The organism is Haladaptatus sp., from assembly GCF_049589095.1.
Classification (GTDB): domain Archaea; phylum Halobacteriota; class Halobacteria; order Halobacteriales; family Haladaptataceae; genus Haladaptatus.
Genome location: NZ_JBAWAC010000059.1, coordinates 1 through 9,492 on the forward strand (window position 1 = coordinate 1; position 9,492 = coordinate 9,492).

Annotated in this window: 6 protein-coding genes and 1 pseudogene; 2 read left to right on the forward strand and 5 right to left on the reverse strand. The window is 60.9% G+C overall.

Translation table 11 applies throughout. The features are described from left to right. Positions 1-69: 69 nt before the first annotated feature. From WBV42_RS02035 to WBV42_RS02050, 4 genes are read right to left on the reverse strand one after another with little or no spacing between them, the layout of a single operon-like run. Positions 70-2,055: a SpoVR family protein gene (locus WBV42_RS02035; RefSeq protein WP_423984554.1), complete on the reverse strand. Its 1,986-nt coding sequence runs from the start codon at positions 2,053-2,055 to the stop codon at positions 70-72. Then, complete coding sequence (locus WBV42_RS02040) at positions 2,052-3,362, reverse strand: YeaH/YhbH family protein (RefSeq protein WP_253227264.1); 1,311 nt, start codon at positions 3,360-3,362, stop codon at positions 2,052-2,054. Before WBV42_RS02040 ends, WBV42_RS02035 begins: the two co-directional genes overlap by 4 nt. Continuing rightward, complete coding sequence (locus tag WBV42_RS02045) at positions 3,353-5,638, reverse strand: PrkA family serine protein kinase (RefSeq protein WP_423984555.1); 2,286 nt, start codon at positions 5,636-5,638, stop codon at positions 3,353-3,355. Before WBV42_RS02045 ends, WBV42_RS02040 begins: the two co-directional genes overlap by 10 nt. Before the next feature lie 3 nt (positions 5,639-5,641). Beyond that, entirely contained in the window at positions 5,642-7,714 is a 2,073-nt protein-coding gene (locus tag WBV42_RS02050; protein WP_423984556.1) for a PrkA family serine protein kinase, read from the reverse strand. 530 nt (positions 7,715-8,244) lie between these two features. Between WBV42_RS02050 and WBV42_RS02055 the strand changes: the two genes are divergently transcribed. Then, positions 8,245-8,631 carry a DUF5820 family protein gene (locus WBV42_RS02055; protein ID WP_066145469.1) on the forward strand — a complete coding sequence of 129 codons (387 nt, stop codon included), beginning with the start codon at positions 8,245-8,247 and terminating at the stop codon, positions 8,629-8,631. 25 nt (positions 8,632-8,656) lie between these two features. Beyond that, positions 8,657-9,106, forward strand: a complete 450-nt coding sequence (locus WBV42_RS02060; RefSeq protein WP_066145470.1) for a UPF0179 family protein — start codon at positions 8,657-8,659, stop codon at positions 9,104-9,106. An 18-nt stretch (positions 9,107-9,124) separates the two neighbouring features. Here the strand turns inward: WBV42_RS02060 and WBV42_RS02065 are convergent. Then, positions 9,125-9,492: pseudogene (locus WBV42_RS02065) on the reverse strand (succinylglutamate desuccinylase); the annotation flags it as partial.

Consider the following 9,492-nt stretch of genomic DNA (forward strand, 5'->3'; position numbering starts at 1 on the left):
GTCTACGCGACGTTTCAGTACGAAGGATACGAGGTGGTGGTCGATAGCGGTGAGATCAAACTGTACGACTCACGCTAGCCACTCGTCCGGTTTCGTGTTGTAATCGACCTCAGTCGCCGCGATGTCCTCGACTGCACTCCACGGCAGGTCGCGCATCTCGAACTCGTCTCCGTCGTAGCGGATGAGTTTTCCCTGCTCTTCGGGTTCCGGCTCGCGGTCACGCCGCCGTGCGATTTCGGCGTCGCGCTCGTCGATTTCCTTCACGATGGTCTTGAGGTTCACCGGATGGCCCCAGAGTTCGTAGATCCGTTCGAGCGTCCGTGTGGCCTGTTCGAGGTCGAGCATGACGCCGTTGTAGTGGTGGCCGAGCAGGAGTTCGCTCTTGTTGTCGAAGTTACCGTCGTAGACGGCCATCGTCGGCTTGCCGAAGTTCGTGAACTGGAGCATCAGCTTCTTCTTCACGTCCTCGTATTCCGTGCTCGTCACCCGGTAATCGCCGGTCGTTCGGCTGAACTCGTAAGTGAAGTACTCGTTGTCGGTGACGAACTCCTTCGTCAGGAAGCCGTCCAGGAACGTCACGTCGTTGTGACTCGACCGCACCTCGTACATCCGGTCCCAACCGACGGTGTACTCCACGTCTGCCAGCGCTTCCTCGGTGCTCCCGTACCGCTCGTCGTCCATCATGTACCGGGCGTACTGTTCCAAGTTCGCCTGCGGAATGGCTTCGAGGAACCCCCTATTCTGGAGCTTACAGAGCGAGAAGTGGCGTTCCGCCAACCCCTCGTACGAGAGCACCTTCCACGGATGGGTATCGACGTCGATATCGCCAGCTTTCGCCTGCTCCAGCGCTTCGGTGTCGATCTTTTCCGCCGGGAGCGATTCGAGGTCCGACAGCGTCTCGGACGTCACCGTTTCCAGCGCCGGGTCAGGTTCGATCAGTTCGTTGACCTGCTCGAAGTCAACCACGTCGTGGAAGTTCCGCCACGTGATGCCCTTCACGCGGAGGAGTTTACGCACGACTTCACGACGGTTTTCGGTGTTCTCGATGTACTCCCACAGTTGCTTGCCGAGCTTGTACGGGTTCAATCCCGGCGACCCGAGAACGCGCGCTTGATGGTCCGCGTATTCGATGAACTCGTCGGACCCCGCAAAGCCCTCCTCGCCCATCATCATCGACTCCCAGTACGCGGCCCAACCTTCGTTCATCACCTTCGTCGTCTTCTGGGCGGCGAAGTAGTACGATTCGGTGCGGAGCATCTCCAGGATTTCCCGTTGCCACTCCTCCATCTCGACGGCTTTGCCCTCCTCGGGGTCGTAAGCACTTCCGTGGTCTCGGAGATACGCGAGCAGGTCCTTTTCGGGTTCTTCGAGCGCTCCCGCTTGTTTTTCCTGCTGGGCTTCGAGCCATTCGTCGTCGAACACTTCCTGACGAACCTCGTCGCTGAGGTTCATCTCGGCGAGTTGGTCGGAGATCTCGTCGGTTTCGTGCTCCTCGTCCTCCTGAACCCGGTGCTGGTGCTTGAACGCCTGATGCTGATCGATGTTGTCCTGCAGACAGAGCACGTTGTCGATCCACTTTTCGACCTCTTCGCGGTCGATTTCCGGGTCGGCCATGATGCGCCGGACCCTGTCGGCGTGGCGCGAGAGGAGCGCCGCCGCGTCGAGTTCGTCCGCGAACATCCGATACCAGCGGTTGTTGGCGAAGAAGTCCGAGTGGGCCTCGACGTGCGTGATGACTGCCTTCTGGTCGGACAGGCTGTTGGACTGTTGGAGGAAGGCGTGGGCCGGATCGTCGTTGATGACGATCTCGAACGCCTTGCCGCCGCCGTACTGGCCCTGTTTCTGCTGGCGGTCGTACTTCATCCCCCAGCGCCAGTGCGGGTACCGCTCCTGAAACCCGTCGTAGGCGATGAGTTCGTTCATCTCGTCGTAGTCGACGATCCAGTACTTGACCGGATACGGGTCGAGACCGAGTTTCCGCGCGAGGTTTCGGGCCTCCACGACTGGCTCCTGCAACTCTTCGGCCTTCCGTTGGGTTTCGATTCGCTCGTTCATGATGCCTCCGTGCTCAGGATTTCGTAAATCGCGGTCGTCACGTCCTCCGGACCGTTAACGTAGCTGACGGCGACATTTTCCGAGTCACCGAAATGGCGCTCGACTTCCTCGGCGTGGGTCGCGTTGATGGCTTTGCCTTCGGGTTGCGTTTCGACGTAGGCGTGCAGGTTCGCCGGAATCTCCTCCATCCGGGGGATGACGTTCTCCTCGGTGTCGTTCCGGCTGTTCTCGCTGTCGCCCGCCGCGAACACGTAGCGGTTCCAGTCGGCCCACGGGTACTCCTCTTCGAGGATGCGTCCCGCGAGTTCGTAGGCGGACGAAATCTTGGTCCCCCCGCCCGACCGGATGCCGAAGAACTCGTCGCGTTCGACACGCCACGCCTCCGCGTCGTGGGCGATGTAGACGAACTCGGCGGTGTCGTACTTCCCGGTGAGATACCAGTCCAGCGGCGTGAACGTCCGCTCCACGAGTTCGCGTTTCTTCTCGCGCATCGACCCGGACACGTCGCGGATGTTGACGACGACGACGTTCTTCTCGCGCTCCTCGATGATCTCGGGGTAGCGGTAGCGTTCGTCCTCTCGACGGAACGGGATGTTCTTGACGCCGTGGTCGCGGATCTTCTGGGCCGTGCTGGTCGGTTCGACCTTCGACTCCATCTCCTCGATACTCGACCACTTCGTGCGCTCGTCGGCGGACAGGGCCTCGTAGTTCTCCTCGACCCAGCGTTTGGAGACGGTGAGGTTGTTTCCGCGTGCCCACCGGAACACCTCGTCCGGACCCCAGCCCTCGACGCCCATCGCTTCGCGGATGTAGTCGGGATCGAAGTCCATCGCCAGCTTGCGCTTCAGACCTTCCTTGAACATGCGCTCGAAGTCGAGCGTGCTGTCGGGGCCGGTCTTCGTCACGTCGGTGAAATCGCCCTCGGTCTCCTCGATGACCTCCTTCCCTTTCGGTTCGAGTTCGAGGCCGAGTTCGTCGTCCAACTCCTCGGCGAACTCCTCCGGGTCCATCTCGTAGTAGCCGTGTTCGTCCGACTCGTCGCCGGGGTCACCCTCCTCCTCACCATCGTCGCCGGGTTGTGGCTGTGGCTGACCGACGGGGTCGCCCACGTCGGGTTGTCCTTGGCCGACACCACCCCGGTCGCGTTGGTCGTAGCGGAACTCCGGGAGGTCCACGATCTTGATGGGGATGTGAATCTCATCGGGGAGACTCTGGCCGAGGTCACCGTATTGGATGAACTCGGCGAGGTCCTCACGGCGGTCCTCGCCGACTTCACGGTATCGTTCGAGGTCGTCTCTCAATCCCATTTGTAGCTCACCTGATTCATGACGTGTTGGCTCGTCAGCTCGGCCGAGGCGGGGGAGTAGCCGAACAGTTCCTGTAGGTTCCGTATCGTCTTCTCTTTTACCTCGGCCGTCTCGGTGTTCCGTGGTGGGTTCTCCCACTGGCTCGGGTTGAAATCCTCGTAGACACGGTGCACATCGTCCCAGTCGTTGTTTGCGAGTACTGTTTTGATGATCGGGACCTCCTTCGGGTCGATATCGCCGACTTCGAACTCCTCGTTTCGGCTCTCCCACGCGTAGCGATTCAGCGCGGTGATGACCTTGTTCCGGCGGAACTCGGCCACGGCTGGACTCGGTTCGTGGTTCACCTCGTAGGCGTCCGGACTGAACCGACCGAGGTGCTCGGTTTCGAACACCTTCATCTTCAGCGCGTCCGGCTCGATCTCTTCGCCGCGGTCGTTTTCGACGACCTCGCCGGTCGCCCACGCGTAGACGTGTTCGATGTATTCGGCGACGGTCTCCTCGTCCACCCGGCGGTCGCGCATGATGGCGTCGAGCACGTCGCTCTCCTGCTGTTGGAAGATGTAGTTCTTCACGGGCACGAGGCGGTTCTCGTACTCGGTGCGTTCGGCCGTCGAGAAGACGGGGGCATCCCCGATTCCCTCGGCCATCGCGTTGAGCACGTCGCGTGGCATGATGACCTGTTCGACAGCGTAGTCGGGGTGGTGGCGGTCACGGATATCGTTGAGCAGTCCGGCGATGGTATCGCGGGTGTACGTGACCGGAATGCCGCCCGCCCCGTCCGACGCGTCGTCGTCGAAGTCGAAATCGTCCTTCTCGATGCGCTCGTCGCCGTCCAACAGGTAGCCGCGGTCGAAGAGGATGGCCTTGTCAACGAGGTCGAGTCCGGCGGGCACGTCGCTCCCGTCGAGTCGGGAGACGACGCTGTACAACGCCGCCGATTCGATGGCGTGGGGTGCGATTTCACGCTCGTTGATGTCGTCGCCGTCTCGAACTCGAACGCCGATGGGTTCCCGAATTCGGGCTTCGAGTTCGTCGTACACGTCGGCCCGCCACACCGACGTTTCGTTCGTGAGTTCGCGCCTGATGAGTTCGGCTTCAAGACTGAGGTTCGTCAGGTAGCGGAACTCGCGGCGGTCGAGCCGCCGTTTCAGCGCACGAAGCGGGTCCGCCCCTCCGGCATCGGCGTGCTGGTTCAACTGCGCTTCGAGGTCCGGATTCGAGATGATGACGAGTTGGGTGTCGATATCCATCTGGATACCCTTGTCCAGCTTGACCGCCTTCTCGTCGGGCACGTTGAGCAGCTTTTGTAGGAGGTCCGCGTGTTGGGCCGCGTCCTCCACGATGGTCAGCAGACCGTTGCCCTGCGAGAGGACGCCGTCGTAGCTGAACGCCTGCGGATTCTTCCGCCCGCGCGAGTCGAGTTCCTGCAACATCCCCTGCATCCAACTGCCGACGAGGCGCTGTTTCGGGCGGCCGCTGTCCTCCGAGTGGAGGACGCCGATGCCGTCGCCGATGTCCACGACGTAGTTTTTCACGCGGAGATGTGCCGGGTCGGTGATGGCGGAGAAAAGCTCCTCCTCGCCCTCCCTACGGTACTGCTCCTCCAGATAGTCGTACGCCTCACGACTGAACGGGTCGAGTTTGCCGTCGACCAGCACGTCGAGGTTGTCGTCGAGTTCGGCGTTCAGCGTGTCGAGCAACCCCTCACGGACCTTCGGCGGGAAGACGAGCAGCGGGTGTGACTGAACGGGACTGGCGTACCAGTTCTCCTCGCTCGTCGCAACCGCGTCGTCGCCGTAGGTCAGTCCCGGCGCTTCCGTCGCGGTGGCGATGTTCCACTCAACGGTGTAACGCCGCCCTTCGGGCGTTTTCGAATATTCGCGTAGCCCGTTGACGAGACAGCGTTTGAGTTCGGACTTTCCGGTCGCCGTCGGTCCGGCGAACCAGATTATCTTCTCCTCCTTGCCGCGACGTGCCGCGATGGAACGCAGGTCGTCCACGAACGCGTTCAGCACCTCGGTGTTGCCGAGGATGGCGTGTTCGCCATCGTTGTGCGGGTCGTCGAAGAAACTGTAGCGTTCCTTCTCCTCGCCCTCCTCGACCACCGTTCGCCGCCCCATCGACTCGATGGCTTCGAGGAGGTACTTGCTCGCGTGTGAGGCGATGGTCGGGTTTTCGAACGCCGCGTCTACGTACTCCGCGAGGCTCATCGGCTCCTCGTAGGTCTCCCGGAGTTCACGATTCGCGTCGTCGATGTAGTCGCTGCCTTCGGTCACTGGTTACTCCTCCATTTCGGCGCGGGCGACTTCCGCCCCGGCGAATTCGAGCACCTCCTTGGCACCCTCGCGTGAGTAACCCTGTTCTATCAGTGCGTCCACCCACGCGTTCTGTTCGTCGTTGTCCATCTCGTTCGCCGAAACCAACGCCGAGAAGTTGATGTTGTGTTTCTTGTCCTCCCAGAGTTTCCGCTCCAGGGCGCGGCGCAGGCGGTCGTTGTCCTGCGGGTCGAACGCTTGTCCCTCGCGGGCACGTCGCGACACCCAGTTCGAGGTCTCCTGTCGGAAATCGTCCTTGCGGTCACGGGGGACTTCGAGTTTCTCCTCGACGGCGCGCAGGAAGCTCTCGTCGGGCTCCTGTTCCCGCCCGGTCAGTTCGTCCTCGACGGTCGAGTTGTCGATGTAAGCCATCACGTGATCCATGTACTTCTCGCCCTGCCGTTGGATCTCGTCGAGGTCGTAGGCGAGCGCGTGGCGCACGTCTTCGATCGCGCGTTCGCGGTACTCACCGCGAACCGTTTCGAGGTAGCGGTAGTAGGTCTCGAAGTTCTCCTCGGGGATGGAGCCGTGATTTTCGAGGTTCTCCTCGAAGTGGTTGAACACCGAGAGCGGACTCAGGAAGCCACGGCTCCGGTGCGTGGAGTTCATGATGGCTTCCGCGATCTCGTCGCCAATGAACCGCGCCGAGACGCCTTCCATTCCTTCTCCGATGTCGGCCTTCTCCTCGGCCTCCTCGCGGAGCTTCTTCACGTCCACGTCGTCGGTGTCCTCGATTTCACCGTTGTAGGATTTGGCCTTCTGGAGAAGGTCCACCATCTCGGTGTCCGGTTCCTCGACCCGGGTCAACACGCCGAACAGCCCAGCCATCTCCAGGGTGTGCGGTTCGATGTGCACGTCGGGAACGTCGGCGTTCCGGAGCATCTTCCGGTAGATGTCGGCCTCCGACTCGTATTCGAGGACGTACGGGAAGTCGATGCGCTTCGTCCGGTCGTTGAACGCCTCCATCTTCTCGTCGCCCTTCTTGTCCCGGTACTCGGGCATGTTCGTCCGGCCGACGATGACCTGATCGATGTCGATCCGCGGGTTGTTCTTCGGCTTGATGGTCTGTTCCTGGGTGGCGTGCAGGAAGTCATACAAGAACTCCCGCTGGAGTTTGAGCAGTTCCTCACCGCTGAAGATACCCCGGTTCGCGTTACAGAACGCGCCGGAGTAGTCGAACGCCCGCGGGTCGGATTCGCCGTAGATGGCGATCTTCGAGTAGTTGACGTCGCCGGTCAACTCCGTCTCGTCCTGGTTCTTCTTGTCCTTCGGTTCGAACGTCTCGACGGACTGGCGCTTGTTCTCGTCGGCGACGAGGCGGAAGATCTCGATGTGGTTTTCGAGCACCTGCTTGATGTCGTCATCGTAGTAGGCCAGCAGCGAGTCCATGTAGAACTCGCTGGCGGGGTCGAGTGCCTGTTCGTTCTTGATGGTGTACGGCGCGTCCAACGCTTCGTTGATGTCGTCGATGACGCGCTGGCGCTGTTCGAGCGGCAACAGGACGAGCGGGTCCTGGTTCATCGGGGACCGAATCACGTCGTCGGACGGGTCCTGGTCGGGAATCACGTCACAGAGGTTCGTCCACCGGAACGTGTACAGGCGGCCGACGGCTTGGAGGGTGAAGTCCTCGAAATACTTGCGGACCTGTCGGTCGAAGTCGGATGTCCCCGACCCGACCGGTCCGAGTAGTAGTTTGATGCGTTTTTCGGGACCGAGCCCACGTGCACCGCTCTTTACCTTGTTCACGAACTCGTGAATCGCGCGGTGTATCTCGCGTCCGTAGAACGTGTTTTCCCCGTCGAACAGGGGGTCTTCGGACGCTAATCGGTACTCGACGACGCCGGAGTCCTCGTCGTACTCCGTGCCGTAGTAATCGAACATATCGGCGACGCGCTGGTGTGCGTTCCGGGCGATCTTCGGATCGTCGTACACCTCCCGGAGATACCAGTCGAAGGACTTCGTCTCGCGGAGGTCTTCCGGCATCGATTCCTGGTAACTGCGGCTGAGGTCGTCCAGCGTTTCGATGTCACCTTTCATTGTATCACGCATTGTTTGGAGCTTCGTTTGGACCAAGGGAGAGAGAGACCGACCGGGCGGCCCGATACCGGCGGGAAGTACGTAGTCGGCATGCATTCACAAAGTTGTGTCGGTCGAACCACCGCGATCGCTCTCCGGCGGGGCTTGTCGGGCGACGGCGTGCGCGCCCGCAGTAACTCCTGCGTCAATCGCGGGATCATATGCTATGCGTGCCATCCACCGCTTCTGAAACCAGTCAACTCGTTTCGACATCCGTTCGTCACGGAAGCGTATGGTTCGAGACCGTGTACCGTGCGGACTGCTACCACCCGATACTGTTTAATAGATAGGACGAGGGCATATATAACTGTTGTCCATACACAAGGCTCTTTTGATATAGATTAAGGACCTTTAAAGCCCAAAGTTAGGAAATAGTGGGCTTGTAGCGGTGAAATTCGATAGTGTGAAAAACCACCGTATAAACACCATTTATATACTGGTCGATATCGTGGACAGGGAAGCCTTACCCACGTCCGTCACCAACCGCCGCTGTGTCCATCGAAAACCTTCCCGAGTCGTGGGTCGTCTGGAACGAGGAACCGAACGGACGGTGTATCCTCGCCTACCGTCCGGACGTTTTCGACACCCAGCAGTTTCCCTCCGCGTGCATGCCGACGCTGTACGTCACGCAGGGGACGCCGAACCGACCACCCCAGGAACGGCGGGCGACCGATTCGTGGTATTTCGAGTTCTTCCTCGAACCCGAAGTCACGCTTCCGGGGACACCGCAGTTTCCCGCGCGCGAAGAAGCAATTACGGCCGCCGTCTCGCTCGCCGCGGAGTTCGACCGCGGCGAGGTCGACTACCGTTCGTGCTATCAAGTCCCCCGCGAGAGATACCTCGACAAGTTGGACGAATTGACGGGGCGAGAGGCTTAACCGAGGCCCACACATACGCTCGCGTATGTCCACCATCACCCTCGTCGGAACCCGTCTCGCGGATGCCGGTCAGGAATTCGTCTACCGGGGCGAAGCCAGCGCCTGTGAAGGCTGTCCCTACAGAAATCAGTGTCTCAATCTCTCCGAAGGGATCAAATATCGAATCACCGACGTTCGGGAAGGCGCACAGACGCTCCCGTGTGGCGTCCACGACGACGGCGTGACCGCCGTCGAAGTCGAACCGACGACCGTCCGCGCCAACGTCTCCGCGCGAAACGCCTACGCCGGGAGCAAGGCGAGCCTCGAAGGACCGTGCCCACACGTCGGTTGTCCGAGTCACGAGTTCTGTGAACCCGCCGGTGCCGAGTTCGACGAGGAGTACCGAATCTCGAAAATCGTCGGTGACCCGCCGCACGACTACTGCATGTTGGACCGCGATCTGACGCTGGTCGAGTTCGACTCGAAAGAGAAGTAGTCTGTTCTTCGGCGGTAATCAGTTTCCGAGCGCGCCGACGTATTCGGCCGTGTAGCCGAAGATATCCTCGTAGCCGTACGCCGACATCAACACGGGGACGAACGGTTCGTCCGCGACCAGTTCCGCCCCGTCCGAAGTCGCGAACGCCTCCCCTTCTTGCACTCGTTGGAAGTTGTCCACCAACACTTCGAACTCCGACCCGCCGTTTTTCAGCACCGGCTGATCCATGCGGAAGACCTCGACTTCGTCGCGGGTTCCCGCGTTCACCGGATTCTCCCCCTCGGGTAACGGAAGAGCGCCCGTTCCCGCGAGGAATCCCCGAACGAGGTCGTAGGCGTGCCGGGCCGCTTCGTCCGACCCTTGGAGGCCGCACTCGACTTCCAGCG

Bases quoted from the DNA above. Each gene is read 5' to 3' on its own strand.
- WBV42_RS02035 (WP_423984554.1), bottom strand. From the start codon at position 2,055: ATGAACGAGCGAATCGAAACCCAACGGAAGGCCGAAGAGTTGCAGGAG.
- WBV42_RS02040 (WP_253227264.1), bottom strand. From the start codon at position 3,362: ATGGGATTGAGAGACGACCTCGAACGATACCGTGAAGTCGGCGAGGAC.
- WBV42_RS02050 (WP_423984556.1), bottom strand. From the start codon at position 7,714: ATGAAAGGTGACATCGAAACGCTGGACGACCTCAGCCGCAGTTACCAG.
- WBV42_RS02060 (WP_066145470.1), top strand. From the start codon at position 8,657: ATGTCCACCATCACCCTCGTCGGAACCCGTCTCGCGGATGCCGGTCAG.